General features: G+C 58.7%; 22 protein-coding genes. 8 read left to right on the top strand and 14 right to left on the bottom strand.

Annotated features, from left to right (window positions below; all coding sequences use genetic code 11):
• The first annotated feature begins 7 nt into the window (after nucleotides 1-7).
• Both ACMGT0_RS19300 and ACMGT0_RS19295 read left to right on the top strand, forming a co-directional pair.
• The gene (locus ACMGT0_RS19300) at nucleotides 8-1177 is read left to right on the top strand and encodes a p-hydroxyphenylacetate 3-hydroxylase oxygenase component (protein ID WP_416769320.1); all 1170 of its coding nucleotides are present in this window, start codon (nucleotides 8-10) and stop codon (nucleotides 1175-1177) included.
• A gap of 61 nt (nucleotides 1178-1238) precedes the next feature.
• A complete protein-coding gene (locus tag ACMGT0_RS19295) occupies nucleotides 1239-2165 on the top strand; it encodes a p-hydroxyphenylacetate 3-hydroxylase reductase component (protein ID WP_054057325.1) in 927 nt (308 codons plus the stop codon).
• Between the two features lie 231 nt (nucleotides 2166-2396).
• Here ACMGT0_RS19295 and ACMGT0_RS19290 read toward each other — a convergent pair whose 3' ends face one another.
• On the bottom strand, nucleotides 2397-2825 hold the full coding sequence (locus ACMGT0_RS19290) for a helix-turn-helix domain-containing protein (protein WP_416773513.1): 429 nt from the start codon (nucleotides 2823-2825) through the stop codon (nucleotides 2397-2399).
• A 343-nt stretch (nucleotides 2826-3168) separates the two neighbouring features.
• Between ACMGT0_RS19290 and ACMGT0_RS19285 the strand changes: the two genes are divergently transcribed.
• Nucleotides 3169-3630, top strand: a complete 462-nt coding sequence (locus ACMGT0_RS19285; RefSeq protein ID WP_054057323.1) for a RidA family protein — start codon at nucleotides 3169-3171, stop codon at nucleotides 3628-3630.
• An 18-nt stretch (nucleotides 3631-3648) separates the two neighbouring features.
• Here the strand turns inward: ACMGT0_RS19285 and ACMGT0_RS19280 are convergent, their stop codons facing one another.
• The 5 genes from ACMGT0_RS19280 to ACMGT0_RS19260 form a co-directional block, all read right to left on the bottom strand.
• Nucleotides 3649-4635 carry a LysR family transcriptional regulator gene (locus ACMGT0_RS19280; protein WP_416769317.1) on the bottom strand — a complete coding sequence of 329 codons (987 nt, stop codon included), beginning with the start codon at nucleotides 4633-4635 and terminating at the stop codon, nucleotides 3649-3651.
• Nucleotides 4636-4698: 63 nt separating this feature from the next.
• Entirely contained in the window at nucleotides 4699-5391 is a 693-nt protein-coding gene (locus ACMGT0_RS19275; RefSeq protein ID WP_416769315.1) for a DUF1963 domain-containing protein, read from the bottom strand.
• Nucleotides 5392-6211: 820 nt separating this feature from the next.
• Nucleotides 6212-6514 carry an SDR family NAD(P)-dependent oxidoreductase gene (locus ACMGT0_RS19270; protein ID WP_416769314.1) on the bottom strand — a complete coding sequence of 101 codons (303 nt, stop codon included), beginning with the start codon at nucleotides 6512-6514 and terminating at the stop codon, nucleotides 6212-6214.
• Nucleotides 6515-6698: 184 nt separating this feature from the next.
• Complete coding sequence (locus ACMGT0_RS19265; RefSeq protein ID WP_416769312.1) at nucleotides 6699-7562, bottom strand: SDR family NAD(P)-dependent oxidoreductase; 864 nt, start codon at nucleotides 7560-7562, stop codon at nucleotides 6699-6701.
• Nucleotides 7563-7566: 4 nt separating this feature from the next.
• Nucleotides 7567-8487: an alpha/beta hydrolase gene (locus ACMGT0_RS19260; protein ID WP_416769310.1), complete on the bottom strand. Its 921-nt coding sequence runs from the start codon at nucleotides 8485-8487 to the stop codon at nucleotides 7567-7569.
• 133 nt (nucleotides 8488-8620) lie between these two features.
• Here ACMGT0_RS19260 and ACMGT0_RS19255 point away from each other — a divergent pair, with 133 nt between their 5' ends.
• Nucleotides 8621-9673 (top strand): AraC family transcriptional regulator, encoded by a 1053-nt coding sequence (locus ACMGT0_RS19255; protein WP_416769307.1) that lies wholly within the window; start codon nucleotides 8621-8623, stop codon nucleotides 9671-9673.
• 142 nt (nucleotides 9674-9815) lie between these two features.
• On the opposite strand, the gene ACMGT0_RS19250 is transcribed toward ACMGT0_RS19255, so the two are convergent.
• The 3 genes from ACMGT0_RS19250 to ACMGT0_RS19240 all read right to left on the bottom strand — a co-directional run bounded on the left by ACMGT0_RS19250 (nucleotide 9816) and on the right by ACMGT0_RS19240 (nucleotide 11947).
• Entirely contained in the window at nucleotides 9816-10175 is a 360-nt protein-coding gene (locus tag ACMGT0_RS19250) for a cupin domain-containing protein (RefSeq protein WP_416769306.1), read from the bottom strand.
• Nucleotides 10172-10765: a GNAT family N-acetyltransferase gene (locus ACMGT0_RS19245; RefSeq protein ID WP_241494446.1), complete on the bottom strand. Its 594-nt coding sequence runs from the start codon at nucleotides 10763-10765 to the stop codon at nucleotides 10172-10174. The genes ACMGT0_RS19250 and ACMGT0_RS19245 overlap by 4 nt, the downstream gene beginning before the upstream one ends.
• A gap of 210 nt (nucleotides 10766-10975) precedes the next feature.
• The gene (locus tag ACMGT0_RS19240; protein ID WP_416769304.1) at nucleotides 10976-11947 is read right to left on the bottom strand and encodes a GlxA family transcriptional regulator; all 972 of its coding nucleotides are present in this window, start codon (nucleotides 11945-11947) and stop codon (nucleotides 10976-10978) included.
• Between the two features lie 109 nt (nucleotides 11948-12056).
• On the opposite strand from ACMGT0_RS19240, the gene ACMGT0_RS19235 reads away from it, so the two are divergent.
• On the top strand, nucleotides 12057-12620 hold the full coding sequence (locus ACMGT0_RS19235) for a thioesterase family protein (RefSeq protein WP_416773511.1): 564 nt from the start codon (nucleotides 12057-12059) through the stop codon (nucleotides 12618-12620).
• Nucleotides 12621-13026: 406 nt separating this feature from the next.
• Here the strand turns inward: ACMGT0_RS19235 and ACMGT0_RS19230 are convergent, their stop codons facing one another.
• A complete protein-coding gene (locus tag ACMGT0_RS19230; RefSeq protein ID WP_416769302.1) occupies nucleotides 13027-13431 on the bottom strand; it encodes a hypothetical protein in 405 nt (134 codons plus the stop codon).
• A 346-nt stretch (nucleotides 13432-13777) separates the two neighbouring features.
• On the opposite strand from ACMGT0_RS19230, the gene ACMGT0_RS19225 reads away from it, so the two are divergent.
• A complete protein-coding gene (locus ACMGT0_RS19225) occupies nucleotides 13778-14233 on the top strand; it encodes a methyltransferase family protein (RefSeq protein WP_416769300.1) in 456 nt (151 codons plus the stop codon).
• 414 nt (nucleotides 14234-14647) lie between these two features.
• Here the strand turns inward: ACMGT0_RS19225 and ACMGT0_RS19220 are convergent, their stop codons facing one another.
• Nucleotides 14648-15052, bottom strand: coding sequence for a MerR family transcriptional regulator (locus ACMGT0_RS19220; protein ID WP_054057898.1), 405 nt, complete (start codon nucleotides 15050-15052; stop codon nucleotides 14648-14650).
• A gap of 74 nt (nucleotides 15053-15126) precedes the next feature.
• Between ACMGT0_RS19220 and ACMGT0_RS19215 the strand changes: the two genes are divergently transcribed.
• Nucleotides 15127-16191: an SDR family oxidoreductase gene (locus tag ACMGT0_RS19215; protein WP_416769298.1), complete on the top strand. Its 1065-nt coding sequence runs from the start codon at nucleotides 15127-15129 to the stop codon at nucleotides 16189-16191.
• 242 nt (nucleotides 16192-16433) lie between these two features.
• Here the strand turns inward: ACMGT0_RS19215 and ACMGT0_RS19210 are convergent, their stop codons facing one another.
• The 3 genes from ACMGT0_RS19210 to ACMGT0_RS19200 form a co-directional block, all read right to left on the bottom strand.
• Nucleotides 16434-16790: a DUF6124 family protein gene (locus ACMGT0_RS19210; protein WP_416769296.1), complete on the bottom strand. Its 357-nt coding sequence runs from the start codon at nucleotides 16788-16790 to the stop codon at nucleotides 16434-16436.
• Between the two features lie 434 nt (nucleotides 16791-17224).
• Nucleotides 17225-18091, bottom strand: coding sequence for a DNA adenine methylase (locus ACMGT0_RS19205; RefSeq protein ID WP_416769294.1), 867 nt, complete (start codon nucleotides 18089-18091; stop codon nucleotides 17225-17227).
• A gap of 62 nt (nucleotides 18092-18153) precedes the next feature.
• Entirely contained in the window at nucleotides 18154-19788 is a 1635-nt protein-coding gene (locus tag ACMGT0_RS19200) for a hypothetical protein (protein WP_416769293.1), read from the bottom strand.
• An 893-nt stretch (nucleotides 19789-20681) separates the two neighbouring features.
• On the opposite strand from ACMGT0_RS19200, the gene ACMGT0_RS19195 reads away from it, so the two are divergent.
• Nucleotides 20682-21050, top strand: a complete 369-nt coding sequence (locus tag ACMGT0_RS19195) for a hypothetical protein (RefSeq protein ID WP_416769292.1) — start codon at nucleotides 20682-20684, stop codon at nucleotides 21048-21050.
• The last annotated feature ends 19 nt before the right edge of the window (nucleotides 21051-21069 follow it).

The raw sequence follows: 21069 nt of genomic DNA, 5'->3' as shown, positions 1-21069 counted from the left end.
CCCCCCCATGAAACAGCCCAACCCGCTGCTCGAAGACCTCAAGGCCATTCTGCCGACCATCGCCGCCAATGCCGCGCAGGCGGAAAAGGACCGCCAGGTCCCCGCGCAAAACATTGCCCTGCTCAAGCAGATCGGCTTGCACCGGGCGTTCCTGCCCAAGGTCTACGGCGGCCTGGAAATTTCCCTGCCGCAGTTCTGCGACTGCATCGCCCTGCTGGCCGGTGCCTGTGCCAGCACCGCCTGGGCGATGAGCCTGCTGTGCACCCACAGCCACCAGATGGCGATGTTCTCCAAGCAGATGCAGGACGAGATCTGGGGCGAAAACCCCGATGCCACCGCCAGCAGCTCCATCGCACCGTTCGGCAAGGTCGAAGAGGTCGAGGGCGGGGTGATGTTCAGCGGCCAGATGGGCTGGAGCAGCGGTTGCGACCATGCCGAATGGGCGATCCTCGGCTGCCGCCGGCTCAACAGTGAAGGCGGCCAGGACTACTGCTTCGCCGTGCTGCCGCGCAGCGACTACGAAATCCGTGACGACTGGTTCTCCGCCGGCATCAAGGGCAGCGGTACCAAGACCCTGATCGTCGACAACGTGTTCGTCCCCAACCATCGCATCCAGAAAGCCAAGGACATGATGGAAGGCAAGTCAGACGGTTTCGGCCTGTACCCGGACAGCAAGATCTTCTACTCGCCTTACCGTCCGTACTTCGCCAGCGGTTTCGCCACCGTCAGCCTGGGCGTGGCCGAGCGCATGCTCGAAGCCTTCAAGGAAAAGACCCGCAACCGCGTGCGGGCCTATACCGGTGCCCAGGTCGGCGCAGCCACCCCGGCGCTGATGCGCCTGGCCGAATCCACCCACCAGGTGGCCGCGGCACGGGCCTTCCTGGAAAAGACCTGGGCCGAGCACGCCGAGCACAGCGAAGCGCATCGCTACCCGAGCCGCGAGACCCTGGCTTTCTGGCGGACCAACCAGGGGTACGCGGTGAAGATGTGCATCCAGGCCGTCGACCGGCTGTTCGAAGCCGCCGGGGGTGGGGCGTGGATGGAGTCCAACGAACTGCAACGGCTGTGGCGCGACTCGCACATGACCGGCGCGCATGCCTACACCGACTACGACGTCTGCACGCAGATCCTCGGCCGCGAGCTGATGGGCCTGGAACCCGATCCGAGCATGGTCTGAAACCGCTCCATCCATAACAACAATCGAGGGGCTGCCGGTGTGGCGGCTCCGGGAGTCTTGCATGTCTGCTGAATTCGATTCGCGCGCGTTTCGCCGTGCGCTGGGTAACTTCGCCACCGGCGTGACCGTGGTCACCGCCGCCACCGCCGACGGTCGCCGGGTCGGCGTCACCGCCAACAGTTTCAACTCGGTGTCGCTGGAACCGGCGCTGATTCTCTGGAGCCTGGACAAGCGCTCGGGCAGCCTGGAGGTGTTCGAACAGGCCAGCCATTTCGCGGTGAACATCCTGGCGGCCGACCAGATCGACCATTCCAATCACTTCGCCCGCAGCAAGGACGATCGCTTCGCCGACGTCGAGCATGAAGTGGGCGAGGGCGGGGCACCGCTGCTGGCCGACTGCTCGGCACGCTTTCGCTGTGAAAAGTACCAGATGGTCGACGGCGGCGATCACTGGATCCTGATCGGCAAGGTCATTGCCTTTGACGATTTCGGCCGTGCACCGCTGCTGTATCACCAGGGCGCCTATTCGATGGTGCTGCCGCACACCCGTATCACCCAGCCGGACCTGGCGCAGCGGCCGAGCAGCCACTTCCAGGGCCGACTGCGCGACAACCTCTACTACCTGATGACCCAGGCGGTGCGTTGCTACCAGAGCAACTATCAGCCACGGCAACTGGCGACCGGCCTGCGTACCAGCGAAGCACGGATGCTGATGGTGCTGGAGAACGACGCCGGTCTGAGCCAGGCCGAGCTGCTGCGGGAAGTGGCGATGCCGCAGCGGGAGGTGGAAGAGGCGATTGCCAACCTGTGCCGCAAGGGGCTGGTCACCGAGACGCAAGGGCGTGTTCGGTTGTCCGTGGCCGGCATCGACCAGACCGAGGCGCTGTGGGCCATTGCCCGCGAGCAGCAGGAGCGGGTGTTCAGCCAGTTCGAGGATGAGCAGGTGGCGAACTTCAAGCAGGTGTTGCAGGCGATCATCTCGGCCTGAGCGGGTTAGCCACCGCCATGACATGACGGGCGTTTTGCGCTGAGGCGACTGGCCTGTTCGCGGGCAAGCCCGGCTCCTAAAGGATAGAGGCGATCACCCATCCGATGAGCGCCAACATGCCGTAGGAGCCGGGCTAGCCCGCGAAGCGTTTGACCTTCAACCTCTCGGCAGATCCAGCGGTACCAACCGGTCCGTAGAGGTATCGGACGCGCTCCTGGCCGGCCCGGCCGGTCATCGTTGTACAGACCCCCGGCCAGCGTCCGGATAGGTGGCTTGTTGTCTCCAGGACCGCGGCGTCATCCCTTCAGCTTTCATGAAGGTTCTGGAAAAGTGCGCCTGATCGCAGAAGCCGCACTCAAGCGCGATGTCCACCACCAGCATCCTCGAGCGGCTGAGTAGCTCCTTGCTCTTGCTCAGCCGCTGTTCGCGCAGCCACTCCTGAGGAGAGAACCGAGTGCTTTCCTTGAACATGCGCGTAAAGTGACTGCGTGACAGTGCGCAGGCTTGTGCGACCTCTGTCACCGATATGCCGCTATCCAAATGATCCAGCATCAACTGCTTGGCCGTGCTGACTTGCCATGGCTTGAGTCGTTGGGGCAAATCCACTTCAACCGTCGCCAACACGATGCAATCGTCACCCCGGGTGTCGGCATCGTCCACGCCCGTACCGCAGGCACCGGCGTGCTCCTTCACCTGTGCCATGACCGCATCGTAGGCGTCGCCATCTTGAGGCTGCTGGCCGATGGAGACCCGTTGGCTGTTGAAAGGCGTCAGGGTTTCAGTGTGTGGACGGCTCATGGTTCTTCCCTTTTGCTGAACGGTGGCGAGAGTGCTCTTGGCGGGTTGTCGCCGAGTGCCAGCAAAAGATAGCGAAACATGTCTCGAAGTGATGGCGCATTTTTGCGCCCTTGAAAGCGCATTAATGCACCCTATGCGGCTGTCTTCACGGTGCTAGGATCCGCGCTACCCGGATCACGTCGATCCCACTCGCCAGGAGAATCCAATGGCTGCTTCACGACCTTTCAACGACGACACCGCCTACTGGGGCGTTCCCTGGGAGGACAGCTACGGTTATCCGCAGGTGCGGCGGGTAGGGAACGAGATCTTCGTTTCGGGGCAGTTCAACCACGACGAAGAGGGCAACCTGGTCGCCCCCGCGCCGCTGGATGCCGACGGCAGGCCGAGCGATTACTCCTCGATGGGAGAACAGATGCGGGTCGCCTACGACAACATTGCCAAGCTGCTCGCCCTGTTTGGCGCCACGCTGCAGGATGTCGTCGAAGAGACGCTGTATGTGCTGGACATGGACGCGGCCTTTGCTGTTGTCGGCAAGGTGCGCAAGGCGGCCTATGGACTGGAGCGCCCTCAGGCCGCCAGTAACATCATCGGCGTATCGCGCCTCGCCCAGCGGCCGCAACTGATCGAGATCGTGTGCCGGGCGGTGATCGGCGCGCAGACCCGATAATCGGGGCCGGATGACGACCTATGAGGCCTGGAAAGGCTGATGCCCTTCCACGAGGGGCTTCAGGTCGGCCACGGCCGCTGCGCAGAAGGTCATGAAGGCCTTGACCCGCCAGGACTTCCTGATGTCCTGGTGGGTGAGCAGCCATAGCTCGTCCTGCAGCTCTCGCACCACCGGGCCGACGCGCACCAACCCCGGGGTGATGTCGCCGAGCATGCAGGGCAGAAAGCCCAGACCCAGGCCGGCCGCGATGGCCGCGCTGGCGGCGGCAACCGAATCGGTGCGGTACGAGATGCGCTCCGGGGGTACCCGGCATTCGACATGGTTTGTCGCCTTCAAGCCGTATAGACCTCCCGAGTAGGACACCCATGACTGACCTTCGGTGAAGGGATCGGCAGCGACCGTATGCCTGGCGCTGCCGTAAGCGGCCCAGGCGATATTGGCCAGCTTGCGCCCCACCAGTGTGTCCGCCGGCTTTCGGGTGGCCCGCACGGCGATATCCGATTCATCCCTGGCCAGGCTCAACGTCTGGTTGCCCACCAGCACTTCAATCGTGATGCCTTCATTGAGGGCTTTGAAATTCGCGATGATCGGGGTGAGAAAGTACAGAAGCAGCGAGTCGCTGGTGGTGATTCGCAGTTTGCCCAGGGGGCCCTGGCCGGCACGGGAAACCCTGCGGGTGACACTGACGATGTCCAGCTCGACCCGCTCGGCCAGTGCACGCAACTCCGCGCCTTCGGCCGTCAGCAGGTAGCCCGCCTTTCGGTGATCGAACAGCGCCACCCCGAGCGATTTCTCAACCTGGGAGATGCGCCGCGACACGGTGGAGACATTGATGCCGAGCTTCTTGGCCGTGTCAGCGCGATTGCCACAATCGCTCAGGGTCTTGATGATCCGCAAATCGTCCCATGAGAGCTGGCTGACAGCCTCGCCAGCATCCCATTTGGGTCCTTGGGGAGCAGTAGGGGCAGGCGAACTACTTTCAGGTGACGACTTCACGTAAATCATTCCAGATAGGGTGCGCTGATGATACGAGAAGGGACCGGTTCAACCAATATGGCGAAAACACCCTCAATAGAAGTCGTAGTAAAGCTGCCATTCCCCCGTCGCCGTGTTTTTCCAGAACATCAGGCTGCCGCTGTCCACCACGTTCAACTGGATCTTGGCATCTGACGACACCTGGAACACGAACTCAAAACCCTCCCCCGGGTCAACGCCCGACTGGCAAAACGAGGGATAGCCGCCGATCTTGTGCTCGTAAACATGGGTGATCAGGTCGTAGTAACTGCCTATAGTCCCCGCTCGCTCGAGTTTGAGTATTTCATCCTCAAGTTCTTCGGGAACGCCACCGCCATCCCATAACGGGAAGTCTTCCATCAACTCGGCCTTCAAGGGAAAAGCCTTGAGCGGGGAGTCCGTCACTGAAAGCGATTTGTTGACCAGGGTATCGGCATCGCCGTACTCCCTGATCAACCAGTTGTCGCCCATGGGTTCGAATGGCTCTGGAAACTCCCGGGAAACGAAGAGCGTGAGCACCCGCACGTTTGCCAGTGCCGGGCAGGTGTACGGCAGGCTGGGCAGGTGAAACTGCGCATAGGGCAGCATGGGCTCACCCGCGGCGTTCACCGGAATGGTCTCATCAGGTCGGAACAGGAAGACCTTGCCCAGCCAGCTTTCGTCGTGCGCATGGGTGGGTCGAAATCCACCGGCGACAAATTTTGTGGCTGGCCTTGCCAGGCGTAGCTTGATTTCTTCGATATCCATTCGGGCGTTAACTTGATCGGGAAATAAGTCGATGGGCGTATACCATGGGGATTTTATGCTGCTCAGACGGGAGTGTGGGAACGATCATGGCTGTCTGGCTCGGGACGATAGTTGCCGGGTCCGAGCAGTAGCGTTCCTTCAAGCCGGCTGCTGTCCGGTCTCCCCAACGCTCACTCAGTCAAACTGATGGGCATAAATCTCTACTTGGTTTGGGAACAGCTCTTCGTAAAGGGAATGAGGCACTCCCAGAACGCTGACTTCTATACTGCCGTCCTTTAGGTCTTTCGAATAATCCGAAATATTAATGCCTGCGCATGGAATCGTAATGCCTACAACAGTTCTAACGGAAAGGCATAGAGACGATTGGTCTCTGAGGCCGGATTGGCACTCAACTTGGATGGCGGCGTAACCATCGGCTGGTTTGAACTCGCCAGAGGCGACGCCCATCGGAGGATCACCGTCTTCGAGCGCTGACCAGCCCACCAAAGTTGACCCGCTGTAAAAGTGAAATAGCTCCATGTCTGCGCCCGCTGCTTCTTCCGAGGGCGGCGTGCGCCCTAGTTTTGATTTCACCCAGTAGTAGGAAGATAGAGTATTTGCGAGGCCAACGGCAACCCGACGCTGCCTCGTCGACCGACCAATAATAGACATTTTTGTCTATACAAATTCGGCTCGCGACATGAGCGTGGTGCCGGATTTTTCGTAGTGGGCATCTATGGCGCCGTTGTTTCAGGTGCGTTGTTGCGACGCAGCCCATTGTGCTCTGGTAAGTCCGTAACACTTACACAAGGCAGGTGCAGTGGACACTTTCAGCTCGGCGTCATACAAGTGCACCGCGCCGATCTTCATGGCGGCTTTTTGTGAGCGAATGTTCGAAGGAGCGATGTGGAAATATACGGTGTCGACGAAGCTCCAGGCGCAAACTGTCACACAGGGCCCAGACGCCGGCCTTGCTGGCAGTGTAGGCCGTGTTCAACGGCGAATGGACGAAAGCCGCCATGGACGAAACAGCCAGTAGATAGCCCTGCCGCGCCTTCACATGGGACAGTGCCGCGCGGAAGGTGCGCGCTACGCCATTGAGGTTGATATCGATGACCTGGTCGTTCAACGAGTCGTTTTCCATGGGGGTACCTTAGGCTATGTACGAAATCGCTTGAAACTTGGTTATGCGGCGTTAAAAACCGGCTCGGAATGCTCATTTACTCCAGTAAAGTCGGGCGCGACCCCGGCCGTTCCTCGCCGGTTTTTGCCTTGCCTAACCTGCGTTTCAAACAATTTCGTACACAGCCTAAGCAAGCGGCGGGGCATCAACCCGGGGTTTGGGTGCGAACGGCTTCTTCTTCCAACTGGTGGAGCAACCGTTGCAGGCGGGCATCGCGGGCCAACTGCCAGTCCGTGAACACGTTGAACAGGCCGCGCATCAGGGCGATAGGCGCCCAGCGAGCCGGTACAACGATGCGCGGCTGGCGCTTTTGCAGACCGCGCACCACGCCACGTGCCACCTGTTCCGGTGCAATCGCCCGATGCAGAAAGGCCGGTAACAGGGTTTCGTTCAACTGGGTGGCGATGGCGTTGCCACCGAAGGCAACCTTGGCGATGGCGGTCGCTGTCCAGCCGGGATAGAGAACGCTGGCGCTGGCCCCGGTCGCACTCAACTCGGCGCGCAACGAGCGGGCCAGCGACTCCACCGCCGCCTTGCTCGCGGCGTAGGGTGCGTTGGCCAGACCGTTCAAGTAGGCATAGGCCGACGACGTGACCAGCACCTGGCCCTGGTTGCGCACGACCTCCGGCAGCGCGGCGCGTACCGTGTGCCACACGCCAAACAGATCCACCTCGATGATGCGGCGGAACTCCGCTTCATCGCAGGTGCGTAGGGTCGCCGGTACGCCCCGCCAGGAGATGCCGGCATTGGCGAAGGCCACGTCGAGACGACCGAAGCGCTCGACCGTCTGGCGCACCACGACCTTTGCCGCCTCGGCGTCGGTGACGTCGAAGGCCAGCGGCAACACGCGTTGGTCGTTGAACTCCTGGGCCAGCGTGTCCACTGCCTGCTGCGCGGTATCGGTGAGCACCAGGCTAGCGCCCTGGACGTACAGTTTCCGGGCGCTGGCGGCACCGATGCCGCCAGCCGCGCCGGTGATCAGAACCACTTTGCCTTGAAGGTCGTACATATTCTTATCTCTTTGTTAGGATGCTGGGTACGTTGCGCTTGAGGAAGTCGAGTTGATCAGCCACCACCTGCTCGAAGGCTTCGCCTACATAGATATCGAAGTGCCCATGGGCATAACGCTTGATCTCATGACGAGGCGTGCGCCGGGCGTGATGCAGCGTCCGCTTTGCCGGTGCCACGCTGTCGGGGTCGCACACGCAAAACAGCACGGGGGCCTGGACGCGAGGTGTACTACGTCCGGGGTAGTAGCGAATGATGTCCAGCGCAAAGCGCGCGGCGGCCTCGGTGCGGATCTGCGCACCTGGCGGGATCAGCCCGTGATAGCCGCTCCAGGCATCCGGCGAAGTCATGAGTGCCGTATCGCCCGGTTGACCGGCCAGTGGCACCAGAATGGGCTTGGCGCCGAACCACGAGCCGATACGGTCGGCCAGGGCCAGCACGGTCAGGCGAAATGACACCAGGGTTTCGGTGGCAAGACAGGAACTCAGGCCGTCGGTAAAGGGACATTGGGATATGACGGCGGCCACCCCGGCATCGGCGGCGGCGGTGGCCAGCACATGGCCGCCACCGAACGAGGTGCCCCAGATCACTACCCGCTGCGGGTCCACCTCCGCGAGCTGGCGGGCGTGAGCTATCGCGGCTTTCCAGTCGTCGAGCTGGCGCTTGATATCCAGCAGTTGGCGGGGCTTGCCCTCGCTGTCGCCGAAGTGGCGATAGTCGAACACCAGGCAGGCGTAGCCGGCGGCAGCGAAACGCTCGGCAAAGGCCGGCAAGCGCATCTTGCGTGTCCCGCCAAGCCCATGGGCCATCACCACCACCGGGAAAGGTCCGGCACCCAGGGGGCGGTAAAAGTCGGCAATGCAACGTGAGCCGTTGGAGAGGAACTGGATTGTCGCTGGTGCCAGAAGATCGGTGATCGTGTTCATGAACGGCATCTGCTGGAGTGGCTTAAGTGCCGTCATTCTCGGCAGTTGCCGGTTGGAAGGCTTGACGGTATCCGACTCCCGGCTTGACACTTGGCGCCAAACAACAACAGGCCACCCCCAAAAAAGAGGCCCGATGAGCCAGCCCTTGTATCGGCGCGTGGTGCCCGAAACCTACGTGCAACTGCTCTACGAATACCTGGAGGCACTCGGTCATGAGCCGGAATCGGTGCTGGGGCAGCCCTGGCCCATACCCGCCCAGGAAGGTGTGGGCGGCGTCGCTGTGGAGGAGTGGGACCGACTGCTGGTGATGGCGGCGCACGTGTTGGGCGATCCGCTGTTGGGACTGCACCTCGGTCAAACCATCAACGCCCGGCATATCGGTGTGCTGGGAGCGGTGATGCTGGCCTGCGGTAATCTCGGTACGGCGCTGCAACGCCTGGAACGCTACATTCGCCTGGTGTACGACGTCATTCCCATGATTCGCCGTGACGGCGACGGCTGGTTCGAACTGGTCTGGGATGTCAGCCAGTATCAGCCCGGCCCTTTGGTGAACGAAACCGGTATGGTTGCCATCGTGCAGTTCTGCCGCGCTCTGGTCCGTGGAACGGCCAACCCGCTGCGGGTCCACCTCAATCACGCGGGGCCCCTCGATACCCGCCCGTACGAAGCCTTCTTCGGCTGCCCGGTACGTTTCGGTCAGTCCGAGGCGGTCTTGCGTTTCTCCGCACAACTGCTCGAACTGCCCTTCAAGAGCCCCGACCCGACGCTGGTCTGCCTGTTGGAACAACATGCGGATCGCTTGCTGGCCCAGTTGCCACAGCAGGATGAGTTCGTGGAACAGCTGCGCAAAGCCATCACCCAGGCCATGTGCATGGGTGAGCCGAGCATAAAGCGGATAAGTCCCCAACTGCGCCTCTCGTCCCGCACGCTACAGCGCCGCCTGCAAGAAGCCGGCACCAGCTTTCGCCATGAACTGAACCTGGTCCGCTACGAACTGGCGTTGTCGTACCTGCGCGATCCACGCCTGCAAATCGTGGATATCGCCATGCTGCTGGGTTATTCGGAGCACAGCGCCTTCACTCGCGCCTTCAAGGAATGGAGCGGAATGTCGCCCCATGAGGCCAGGCAACTCAACCCGGTGAGTGCCTGTTCGCGGGCAAGCCACGCTCCTACAGGATGGCGGTGACCACCACTCTGATGACCGCCGCAACACGGTAGGAGCGTGGCTTGCCCTCGAAGCTGTTGACCTTCAGCCAGCGATCAACTGTTGGCTGCTACAACCTGCTGTTCCAGCAGACTCTCAAGCTGGATGCAACGTGGCCCCGTGCCTAGTTCGTGGGCAAGAGGATCACGAAGTTCTTTTTCATGTCTTCCAGCACGGTCCATTTGCCCTTGGCGCCCGGTTCGATAATGAACGTGTCGCCAGCGGCCAGTCTGACGGGGGCGCGACCCTCAAGCTCGATGACGCAGCATCCGCTCAGGACATGGCAGAATTCCCACACTTTGTAATCGATGCGCCACGCTCCGGTGCTGGCTTCCCATTCTCCGGAAATGCGACCCTGCTGTTCATCGTGATAGTACTTGGACGTCAGCGTGTGAGGGTCGCCTTCCACGACCTCTTCAAAAAAGGGCAGGTCGCGCACCGGTTGGATATCCAGTTCGCGGAATACGGTCAGTTTCTTGTTCATGGTCTTTTCTCGAGCACGTTGTGGTTAGGGCGATACATCAAATAGGCTTCACCGGTGACACCCAGCATCGGGTGCGGAACGATCTGGCAGGTTTTAACGATTTGAAAACCGTGACGTTCGTAGAAGCGGCGTGCCCCGTGGTTTTCTGCGTAGTCGATCAGGCATAGCCCATCCAGGCCTAAGTCCTCGGCGCGCTGCTGGGCGTGGCGAAGAAACTCGACGCCCAGCCCCTGGCTGCGCCAGGCCTCATCCAGGGCCAGGCTGGAGATGTATAAGGTGTCGGGTATTTCCATGTCGGCATAAGGCGCGAGGACCGGGTCTGTCTCGACAGGCCTGTCAGGGGTCTCGCGCAAGGCATAGCTATGCATCATGCCGATGACGCGCCCTTCGAAAGTGGCCATCAGGCAGTTCTTGTAGGAAAAGTCGCCCTGTTCCCTGGCATAGCGAGACGCACCGACACTCAGCAAGGCTTCTCCAGGTGCGGCAAGCTTGCTCCATATGTAATCGGCCATGCCCTCCGATGTCAGTTGAAAGAAGCGCGCAATGTCGTGCGCGTCCGAGGCTTGAGCGGGCCTGAAGCCGATAGGCATGTACAGTGCTCCCATGGGATCGGGTGGTTGGTTTTCAAGGATTGCGCCTTTGACAGGGGGGCAGGGTAGGCGGGTTGAGTGGTTCCCATCATGCTCTGGGCGAACACCGTCAGCACGATGTGCGACGTTGCCCCCTGCTCAAGGGCACGTGGCCGTCCAATGAGTCAGGCCTGGGGAATCGATCGTGCAGTTGCCGCTAGTCGTGGGCTGTTACGTGCTCGGCGCAAGCCGATGAAAGCGCTTTCGGAAAAGCGCGGGTGAGATACCAACACGCCGGCAGAAAAGCCGCCTGAACGAATTGCTGTCTTCGTAGCCCACTTGGTGGGTGATGACCTCAAAACCAAGGCGGGTGGTTTCCAGCAATTGCTTGGCCTTTTCCAGGCGCAGGGTCTGGAGGTAGGTCAGCGGCGTTTGGCCGGTGGCTTCCTTGAAGCGACGCTTGAAGTTGCGCACGCCGAAGCCGAATTGATCGGCCAGCTGGGCGATACTGTTGGGTTCGGCGAAGTTGGCCTCCATCCAGTCCTGCACGCGCATGACCGCCTCGTCCGCATGCCCACGCGGCATCGACCAACTGATGTAAACCGTCTGCTCGCTGCGCACGCCGTCAACCAACAGGTAACGGCCACACTGTTGTGCCAGTTCAAACGAGGCAAAACGGCGAACCAGGTGCAGCAGCAGGTCCATGGCGGCACTCGCGCCGGCACTGCTGATCAGGCGACCGTCTTCGCAAAGGATACGGCGCTCATCCAGGCAGACCTTCGGATAGTGCCGGCGCAGAAAATCGGCGAACGCCCAGTGAGTGGTGGCCTCTACACCGTCGAGCAGGCCGGCTTCGGCGAGCATGAAGGCGGCGGTGCACATGGAGGCGATGATGGCGCCCTTGCGGTGCTGGTGGCGCAACCAGGTGCCGCACTGGGCAAAAGCCGGCAGGGCCTCACGCAAGCTGAAGAGAAAACCAGGAATCAGTACGAGGTCTGTTTTATCAATCGTATCGAGCCTCGCATCCACGGGCATGGGGCGTCCCAGGGCATTGTTCACTGGCAGCCCATCCAACGAGGCGATGCACACGGTAAAGGGCTTCTCGGCAGGAGCCGCCAGGCGGTTTGCCGCATCCAGTACCTCTATTGCCAGGGCGGCAGAGGCCTGGGAGCTGTACTCGGCCAGGAGAAGCGTGACGTGCATGAAAATCCCTTTGCGCAATTGGCATGAAATTAGTCATTTCTGCATCTACCTTACTCCGAACAGCGCCTCTAGAGTGCGGCATCTTTCCGCTCCAGCAGGTATTTTTTGCATGAACTTATGGTTTCGCCTTCTCCTGATGCTGTTGCGCCGACCGTGGCGCCGCCCTGTGCACGGTCTCGCCACCACGGTGGTGCACCTGCGCGTCTGGCCACTGGACCTGGACTTCAACCGGCACGTTACCAACGGCCGCTACTTCACCCTGGCCGACGTCGGCCGAATGGATTATGTGCTTCGCAGCGGCGCGTTTCGCGTGGCACTCAAGCACCGCGCAATGCCTATCGTGGGCGATGTGTGGGGCAAGTTCCGCCGCGAACTCAAGCTGTTCGAGCGCTTTGAAATTCACACACGCATGCTCGGCTGGGACCACAAGTGGAGCTTCGTCGAACACCGCTTTGTCAAAGACCGGCGCGTGATTGGGGTCGTGGTCATGCGCGGGTTGTTTCGCGGGCCAAAAGGCAGTGTCGCACCGGCCGAATTTGCCGCTGCCTTGGGCCTGGACAAGCAATCGCCAGCGCTGCCTCGATGGCTGGCTGAATGGTCGGCCAGTTGCGACGGTTTGAGCGCCGACCTGCGCGAAGCAGAGCAGTTGGAGCAGCCGCAAACAGCGAAATGAGCATGATGGGTGGGTGGTAAAGAAATCCTGATGGGATCTAAAAGATCAGCGCTTGGCCGATAGCGGATGCGTAATGCCGCCATCGGCCGGGATGCCGTCAACGGCTGGCGGCTACCACCTGCTGCTCCAGCAGGCCCATTCTCAACTGTGCCAGTTCAATCAGGTGCGAGCTACGCCAGTGTGCGAAGCATGTTCATGAACATCGGACCCGATAGATCTCGTACCAGCCCATCATCAGCAACCAGGCAGCCCGCAGCGCCAGCGAATGACTCCTGTTCATGGTCAGGAATGTTCAAACTGCAATGGATGTAGGTATTTAAGAGCGCAGTTCCGAGGCAATTATGCTGATCGTTTTGGCCTGCGTGAATGGTGCAGAGTCCTGTGTAAAGCATGTAAGCCGATGCACCTACGGTTGCGCATACTGTTCGTAACCCAGCGAAATCCCATCATTGGCCGGGTAGCTGACGTAAACCACGATATTGTCACTGGTGGCCACGATTGCGTACGGCCATTTCCCATTGGCTTTGCGCATTTCCTCGTAGAGCGGAAGGAAAAAGTTTTTCGTCTGCCCAGTCGGATCGTACGGCACTTGCCCGGTGAAGATAGGGTAGTGGTCACCGTTGCACAGCTGAACCCGTTCCAGCTTGATGTCATGTTTTTCCAGAACAGCGCGGGCCGGGTGCTGCCAAGTCTTGAGATCCACATCGTGACAGTCCGTCGCCTTGCTGCTGTAAAGCTCGGTGTCCTTCAGCGCCGGCAGTGCCCAAGCCAGAGAGGGCAGCATCAATAACAACACGGAAAGAAAACGCATCGCACGGGCATCCTTGAACGTTGGGATGCGGATTGTAGAGGTTTCCGTGTGCGAGCGACTATCGGCACCACGCGCAGCACGGCTACAAGTGCCTCGGGCGTTGGGCTTTCCGGCCAGGTTGCGAGGTTGGCGGGCAGGCTCAGCCAAGGTTGCGATGCTCCACGACCTGAAGCGGGTATGGCGGGTCACTCAGGTGTTTGATGCTCTCTCGCAGGCGCTTCCACGCTTTTTGAGCGACGCTTGATGGGCCAAATGCCCCGCAGTCTTCATCGGCTCAGGATGCTTGACCCTGAAGTGGCTACAAGCCTCATCCTGATAGCAGTTCATCTCTATCAGGAATTCATCTATGGACAATCGCATTCCTCCGCCGCTGGTGGCTACGCTGTTTGGCCTGCTGGCATGGCTCGCTGCCCGGCACTTGCCGGGTACCTTGGCGTTGGCTATCGAGTGGCGTATTGGCCTGGCGCTGGTGGTGTTGCTGGCAGGTGTGGCGATTTGTCTGGCTGGCGTATTTTCATTCCGCCGTGCGCGGACCACGGTCAACCCGCTGAGGCCGGAGACGGCTTCTGCTCTGGTCCGCTCGGGCATCTACCGGTACACCCGCAACCCCATGTATTTGGGTTTCGCCACCGTGCTGGTCGCCTGGTCCATCTTCCTCGCCTGGCCGCCAGCCCTCTTGGGCGTGCTGGGTTTCGTGACCTACATGAACCGCTTCCAGATCGGGCCGGAGGAGCGAGCGCTTGCCGGTCTTTTCGGCAGGGATTTCACTCAGTACTGCAGCGAGGTCAGGCGTTGGCTCTAGGCTATGTACGAAATCGCTTGAAACTTGGTTATGCGGCGTTAAAAACCGGCTCGGAATGCTCATTGACAACCAGTCAACTGCGCTTCCTCGCCGGTTTTTGCCTTGCCTAACCTGCGTTTCAAACAATTTCGTACACAGCCTAGGACAGGAACCGTCTGCCATTGACGTTCCTCTTCGTGGACTCCAGCCGATGGGGCTCTGTGTCTCCCTGAAACGGGTTCATACGTTGCCGCGCCATACCAGGCGTTTTGTGGTGAGACGGCTGGCCTGTTCGCGGGCAAGCCCGGCTCCTACAGAATGGAGGCGATCACCATTTTGATGGCCGCCGCAACCCGGTAGGAGCGTGGCTTGCCCGCGAAGCTTTTGATCTTCAGGCACTCGACAAAGGCTGCCGGTTGAGGCGTTGCCGGCAGGCTATGGCGCCGAGACCGGCTCAGGGACAGGCAGGTGAGCCATCATCTGCCCGTTGGCAATGGCACTGGCTTCAAGCTTCGCCCGTTCGCCGTCCAGAAACGCATACGTGGCCTGCAGGGTGGTGATCTTCGTTTGAATCTCGGCCATCTTGCTGGCGACCAAGGCCGCGCCTTGGGCGCAATTGATCGTATTGCCCCGCCTGGCCGCCAGGATCTCCCCGATCTCGGCGAGTGAAAACCCCACGCCCTGGGCACTCTGAATGAACGCCAGATCAGCCACGGTCTGATCGCTGTAGCTGCGGTAGTTATTGGCCTGTCGATGAGCCACGATCAGCCCGAGCTGTTCGTAATAGCGCAACGCATGGCGGCCGACTCCACTGCGGCGCTCCAACTCTCCGATGTTCACGACAAAAAAATCCTTGACTGTAGAGTAGGCTCTACACCTTAGCCTGCGCCGATCATCCAAACAAGGATTCAGACATGAGCGTGGAATGCTTCGTCACCGGCGGCAGTGGGTTTGTGGGTCAACATTTACTGGCCCGTCTCACCGCGACAGGACACAAGACCTGGGTGCTGATGCGCACCCCCGAAAACATTGAGCGGCTCAGAGAGCAGGTAGGCCGGCTCGGCGGTAATCCCGCGCATATTCACGCCGTTGCGGGCGATATCAGCAGAGAGGGCCTGGGACTCAGCGAGGCGGACCAGCAGCGCGTGTCTTCGGTCGGTGTGGTCTTTCACCTGGCGGCGCAATTTTCCTGGGGGCTGACAATGGAGCGCGCCCGCACGATCAATGTGCAAGGGGCGCTGAGAGTCGCCAGGCTTGCGGCGACCCAGCGCATCCGATTGGTGATGGTGGGCGGCTATATGCTGCAGAACCTTAGCCACCTTGCCAACATCGGGGTGGATAATGAGTGCCCGGAAAACACCGATTGGCCCGCAGTCTATGGCCGTGTGGGCGGCTACGAAGGCAGTAAGCTCGAGTCGCATTTCGCCGTCATCCGCCACATGCAGGAAGCGGGCGCGGATTACACGATCGTTCACCCTGCAACGGTGTGTGGCCACAGCGAGAGTGGACACATCGTCGAAGGACAACCCCTGGTCGAACTCATTCGAAACCTGGCGCAAGGGCGGTTCAAGGCTATCCCCGGTTCCGCCAGGCACTGGTTGCCATTGGTCAGCGTCGATTACCTGGTGTCGATGATCGCCTGCGTGGCATTCGACCCCACGATGGTCAACCGCCAGGTCCTGGCGCTCTACCAGCACACACCGAACCTGAAGGGGATGCTTGAGCAGATGGCAAAAACCCTGGAGGTCACGGCCCCCCGCCGCCATGTGGCGATAGGGTTGCTCAAGTGGCTTTTGAAGATTCCCGGCCTGGCGGCCCGCTTGGCGATCAGCGCCGAGTCACTGGACTTCATCCAGACGCAGCGCTTCGACATGAGCCATAGCGAGCAACTGGAGCGCAAGTATCGGCTAAGCCATCCCGATATGACCCGGACTCTGGAAAGGACGGTGCGCTACGCCAGGGGTCACTTGCCCCATTGAGGCCAACCGGTCAGGCCATCTTCGAGTCGGTAGAGAATGCCTTGTGTTCGGCCAGGTCCACGCTGAAACCCTTGTTGGATGCTGTTCGAGGGGGGCGCGCAATCCCGCGGTGATCGGTATGGGCTGGCGACTGACCGCGGATAAGAGAGCCCCGCCAAAGCGGGGCTCTCTCCATCATGATGACCACCGTTGTACTGTAGGAGCAGGGCTTGCCCGCGAAGCTTTTGACCTTCAGCCAGCCATCAAGCGTTGACCGCCACAACCTGCTGCTCCAGCGAACTCATTCTCAACTGTGCCAGCTCAATCAAGTGCACCACCCCCATCGCGACCTTGCGATTCGGGCCGGTCTGGTTGTCGGCGTTCTCATAGGCCGTAGCGGCTGCTGACTGCAGAATCGAGTGGAGGTCGAGCAGGGTGTCTTCGTGAGTTTGCGAGGTCGGCGGCGGGCTTGGAGGCGTGGCGGCTGCGGTGGAGGCGGGTGCCGGTTTCGAGCCTGCCTCTGGCCCCAGGTCATAGTGGGCCAGTGCCTGATCGGCGACACGAGGATCAATGATTCCGACACGGGGTGTAGTCGGCGGATTGGGGGTTACTTTGAACATGCTGGTAACTCCTAACGTAGGTTAGAAGCCGCCAAAATCACTGCTAAATGATGGGTGGCGGCCGTACGCAGGTTAGCAGACCGGTACGTTAGGAAACCGGCGCATCCGAAGATGCCCTGCGCACAGCCACCATAAAGCACCGAGCACAAAAGGCCGGTGGGATGGGTGACGCTGTGCGCCTAACGATTTACCGAGCTGCTAAACCCGATCACTGGATTGGCAGTGACGGGCCGAGACTAAACCACCGAAATTATTAGGCGCAACCAGCCGGGATTTTCTAGGAAATTTCATTCAAGGGAAAGGGAGTTGTCTGGTTGGGCGCTGAGTGGGGGAAGCTGCCGTTCGCGACGGGGAGAAGCGGCCATGAGTAGCCACTCGCCCACCGGTCTTTATCGCAAAAGGAATAGTAATCTCGAGTGTAATTCTTGGGCGAGTTAAGATGCTTTTCGGTTCAAGCCACTTCCGGGTGCTATGATATTAGGACCGTAAATCATTACTTCGGAGCCTTTTTTCTTCTCCTGTGCTGTGTAGCTGAGAAAGTATTCGTCCTGACGATAGCTTGAGTAAATCTCTTTGATCTCTCTCACGTTGTCATAGGAGACAATCCAAGGCTTGTCGATATTGCTCAGCGTGTTGGCGATCTGAACATGATCGTCGTGGATGTAGAAGTTACGATAGAGGCCCGATCCTTTGATGTAATACGGAGGATCTAGGTAGGTAAGGGATTTCGATGGTAGTGTCGGTATTACATTGCTAATAAAGTCGAGGGCGTCTTCATTGTAAAGTTTGATTCGGTTTTTGTACTTTCCAATTAGTTCAATGCGTTTGATTAAATCAGGCTTGTTGTAACGAACATCAAGCTTCCACTTGCCTGCCTGTCCTTGCCCGCCGATTACCCCGGCTTTCAATATTCCCGAGCGATTAGTTCTATTGAGGAAGAATGTAGCCATGGCGAGATCAATGACAGAGCAATCTTGAGGGTTGGCTAAGACGGCCTTGAACTTATGCCAGTTCTCCATTGTGACCGGCGTGTCGTTAATTAACTTGCTGATCTCGTCAGTGTGGTGTACCACCGACTGCCAGAAGGCATGTATAGCAGGGTCTAGATCATTGATATGAATGATCGAGGCGTATTCGTGGAACATAAGCTCCAAGGCGACGCCTGCGCCTCCCGCATAAGGCTCAATATAATGACCATCATGTAAGTTGTTCACTTCAAACATCTGTTTAATGAAGTGAGCAAATTTTCCCTTACCACCTGGGTAGCGTAGCGGAGTGGAAAATACCTTAGAAGCGCCCATGGATTTTATCCCAGCCAATCAAGCCGTGCATGAGAACACACATTAAGGTATTTTCCAATGGCTCAGCCCCAGATGGCCTCAAGCATCGGTCGGTACTCCTCAGCAATGTCCTTGAGCTCTGATGGCACAGGGGCACCATGTGCGCTGTGAACGAAGAGGTTGAAGTGGTCAATCGAGCCGGGCTGATCACTTGAGCCTGCTCTCTTGAAAATAGCCTTTGCAGGGCCTGCTGCTACCAAATTTTTCGCCTGCAGATACTTGATAACTGCTTGAACTTTTATAGTGAGTTTATCGCCGCCTACGCCGCCGCGCACCTCATGATTTGTGTCCCAGCGAAGAATTGGAGTGCCTGCTTCCTTTTTGAGTTTTATATATTCATCGCACGTGGTTTCCAGGAATACTCGAAATGTGATTGCGGCTGCGTTAGGGCAATCATCAACCTTCAGTATCGTGCGTAGTTCTTTGTATATTGCGTTGATGCGAGTGTTGTGGATTTTCAGTGACCATGGCGTTAGATACTTTCTTGCCCGTACCTGAGGTTTAGCCCGAATGTCTGGCTCTTTTGGGGAGTCAAATTTTGATGGGGTGGTTGCATATGGATTGCCTGTGTCGCTTTCGCTTTCTTGTGGTGCTTGTGAAGCTTCAGGCTGAGATGTAGCAGTATTAGCATCAATACCCTTATTGTTATTTGGATCGCCGTTCACATGGCTACCGCTCACTCCAGAATCATTCCCGCTGGAAGGGGCGTAGGCCTTTTGGCCACTTTCTGGGCTTTGTTTAGTGTCTCCAGATGGTACTTTATTGACACCTACGTTTGGATCCTGTTCCGCAGGTTTGTCCCGGAATTTCGCTGCCTCTGCCAATTTATGAGGAAGGTATTCCGGCGGGATGTGGCCAAGAGTTGTTTTTTGGTTCTCATGGTTGCGAACGTCGTTTACGTTGTATCCGTGGGATACAAACATCTCCAGCAAAAACTCAAGCGATGGAGCGATGTGCTCGAGAGGGAGCTGCGGAACTAGAGTCTTATTCTCGACCTTAAGGCGGAATGTACTCTGTCCCAAACTGGATGCGAAAATACGAGTAAGTGTGGTGACGTCGACTTCCATTACATCCAGTGCCGCTTTGGCCGAGAAAATGTGCTGGTTGTCGTTAACGAGGTTCCGAACCTGGCGGCCGATGGATTCGACTCCTGTCTGGCGAGCGCGACGTTCATCTCGAATGTCACTATCCCAGCCAACTCGACCAACGCCCCGGTTCTCACCGGTGTGTTTTAGTTCGATCCATAAATCACCAGCAGCCCGGCTTTCTACAACACTGCATTGTAGGTTTTCGGGGATACCATTCAGCAACTGGCTGTGGGCCTTTGCGAACCCTTTATAGCCACGGTCAGATGGGCAGAGGTCTGGGCGTTGTAGGAGCTTAAGTGCGGTTAATCGACGGTTGCCCTCAAGGACAATGAAGTTGCCGTCTTCGTCGGGAGTCACGAGCTGAAGTTCAGTAGGATCAAGCCCGTTTTCAGCAATGTGCTCAGCAAGCCGAAGGATTTTCTTGGCGTCCTCAGGGTTTGATAGCATCAGCTTGATCGCCTCGCGCTGGTTGAGCGCGACATCATTGCCGAAACGAACGTTTTCTTGGTCTAACTTAATCTTATCTAGTGAGATGACCCGAATGTCCCGCATCATTACTTCATTTTTCATATTTCGTACCGAAATCGCAATCCAATGCTGGCACGATGATAATACAAACGGAGAAGGCCGTAGGGTACTACCCAACGCAGCAATGGATTCTACTTTCTAAGCAACTGATTTATAAGGGTAAATTTTTTGCTAGATTGCCCGGATTTTTTGAATCATCTGACTGCTTTGGGTCGATTCTGTTGAAAAAGTCTGATTTTCAGCTCGCCTGAATTCGGGCACGACCATAACCGGAGAACCTACTCACCACGTTGCGTGGTTTTTCGGTCCTTCGTTGACCTTGGCTGCTCTGTTATTGGGTTGTTTGAGGTTTTTGCTTTGTGCGGACGCACCTATCCCGTGAGCGGTGACCCTTGAGAGGTCAATTTGGCCGGCCGTCGCAGGGGGAAACGGGGACAAATTTATTTGGGGGAAACGGGGACAAATTTATTTTTAGCGCTGTGGGCTGTGAAAATTAACCGGTTCTCGTTTCAGCAATGCTGATGGCCGCAGCGTTTTGTGGCAGCACTCCGTCTGTGTTGTGGTTTCGTACGGCGTCTCTTCCCCCTAGCGCATCAATGTTACCCAGCTTTCAAGGCTAAGCTGAAACATCCTTCCTAAAAATCTCATATTTCCCACGCGATTCAGGCATGGGACAATATTGTGTGCACCAAACGTCATGGCTACAGTCCCAAGGTCGCTGCAAATTCAGCGATACGGGTTTTGCAGCCCGTGACAACAAAGGCGCACAACGCCGCGATCAGCGGCATTTTTTCGTTCGCGTTATGGCGAGCTGTGCGCAGGAGGCTTCGGCCTGCCGGTTCCTTTGTTGCCGGTCTGCAAACCTGTGTACGGCTCGCCACCCCTCGTTTTGCAGCGTAGGTGACGGGCTCCTGACCCAACAAAGGAACTTCACCATGACCAAGAAAATTGTCCCTGATCCGCCGCCTACCAACAGGGCTTTCGGCACAGATAACAAAGCATCCACCACCCGCTTGCTCGACAGTCTCACATTCACCCGTTTCCGTCCCGTTGCTCCAGAATCCCTTGATAAACCTTCCTTGTTCGCCATCCAGCAGGGCGTCAGTGTCTATGACGCGCTGGCCCACGTCTCGCGCCTGCTCGAAACGGCAGAACTCAACGGCGACGAACTCAGCCTGCACGCCGATCCTTTCGAGCGGGCATTGTTCTGGAGCATGCTGCATTCCGTGGAGATGGCACGGGCAGTGGTCGACGCGCTGCTGGATGGCGTCCCCGTAGCGAACCAGATGCCCCCCGAAAACTGAAGACCGTCAGGGGTAGGTC

Source organism: Pseudomonas sp. RHF3.3-3, assembly GCF_048069595.1.
Lineage (GTDB): Bacteria > Pseudomonadota > Gammaproteobacteria > Pseudomonadales > Pseudomonadaceae > Aquipseudomonas > Aquipseudomonas fuscovaginae_B.
The sequence above is the reverse complement of the archived record's forward strand: the minus strand, read 5'-3'. Positions and strand labels throughout refer to the sequence as shown.

What these genes read in the sequence shown, in the direction of transcription:
- ACMGT0_RS19240 (WP_416769304.1), bottom strand. Translation starts at nt 11,947, where the DNA reads ATGCACGTCACGCTTCTCCTGGCCGAGTACAGCTCCCAGGCCTCTGCC.
- ACMGT0_RS19205 (WP_416769294.1), bottom strand. Translation starts at nt 18,091, where the DNA reads ATGGGCGCTTCTAAGGTATTTTCCACTCCGCTACGCTACCCAGGTGGT.
- ACMGT0_RS19250 (WP_416769306.1), bottom strand. Translation starts at nt 10,175, where the DNA reads ATGAACAAGAAACTGACCGTATTCCGCGAACTGGATATCCAACCGGTG.
- ACMGT0_RS19285 (WP_054057323.1), top strand. Translation starts at nt 3,169, where the DNA reads ATGGCTGCTTCACGACCTTTCAACGACGACACCGCCTACTGGGGCGTT.
- ACMGT0_RS19280 (WP_416769317.1), bottom strand. Translation starts at nt 4,635, where the DNA reads ATGATTTACGTGAAGTCGTCACCTGAAAGTAGTTCGCCTGCCCCTACT.
- ACMGT0_RS19225 (WP_416769300.1), top strand. Translation starts at nt 13,778, where the DNA reads ATGGACAATCGCATTCCTCCGCCGCTGGTGGCTACGCTGTTTGGCCTG.
- ACMGT0_RS19255 (WP_416769307.1), top strand. Translation starts at nt 8,621, where the DNA reads ATGAGCCAGCCCTTGTATCGGCGCGTGGTGCCCGAAACCTACGTGCAA.
- ACMGT0_RS19195 (WP_416769292.1), top strand. Translation starts at nt 20,682, where the DNA reads ATGACCAAGAAAATTGTCCCTGATCCGCCGCCTACCAACAGGGCTTTC.
- ACMGT0_RS19260 (WP_416769310.1), bottom strand. Translation starts at nt 8,487, where the DNA reads ATGAACACGATCACCGATCTTCTGGCACCAGCGACAATCCAGTTCCTC.
- ACMGT0_RS19275 (WP_416769315.1), bottom strand. Translation starts at nt 5,391, where the DNA reads ATGGATATCGAAGAAATCAAGCTACGCCTGGCAAGGCCAGCCACAAAA.
- ACMGT0_RS19295 (WP_054057325.1), top strand. Translation starts at nt 1,239, where the DNA reads ATGTCTGCTGAATTCGATTCGCGCGCGTTTCGCCGTGCGCTGGGTAAC.
- ACMGT0_RS19245 (WP_241494446.1), bottom strand. Translation starts at nt 10,765, where the DNA reads ATGCCTATCGGCTTCAGGCCCGCTCAAGCCTCGGACGCGCACGACATT.
- ACMGT0_RS19235 (WP_416773511.1), top strand. Translation starts at nt 12,057, where the DNA reads ATGAACTTATGGTTTCGCCTTCTCCTGATGCTGTTGCGCCGACCGTGG.
- ACMGT0_RS19200 (WP_416769293.1), bottom strand. Translation starts at nt 19,788, where the DNA reads ATGAAAAATGAAGTAATGATGCGGGACATTCGGGTCATCTCACTAGAT.
- ACMGT0_RS19215 (WP_416769298.1), top strand. Translation starts at nt 15,127, where the DNA reads ATGAGCGTGGAATGCTTCGTCACCGGCGGCAGTGGGTTTGTGGGTCAA.
- ACMGT0_RS19300 (WP_416769320.1), top strand. Translation starts at nt 8, where the DNA reads ATGAAACAGCCCAACCCGCTGCTCGAAGACCTCAAGGCCATTCTGCCG.
- ACMGT0_RS19270 (WP_416769314.1), bottom strand. Translation starts at nt 6,514, where the DNA reads ATGGAAAACGACTCGTTGAACGACCAGGTCATCGATATCAACCTCAAT.
- ACMGT0_RS19210 (WP_416769296.1), bottom strand. Translation starts at nt 16,790, where the DNA reads ATGTTCAAAGTAACCCCCAATCCGCCGACTACACCCCGTGTCGGAATC.
- ACMGT0_RS19230 (WP_416769302.1), bottom strand. Translation starts at nt 13,431, where the DNA reads ATGCGTTTTCTTTCCGTGTTGTTATTGATGCTGCCCTCTCTGGCTTGG.
- ACMGT0_RS19265 (WP_416769312.1), bottom strand. Translation starts at nt 7,562, where the DNA reads ATGTACGACCTTCAAGGCAAAGTGGTTCTGATCACCGGCGCGGCTGGC.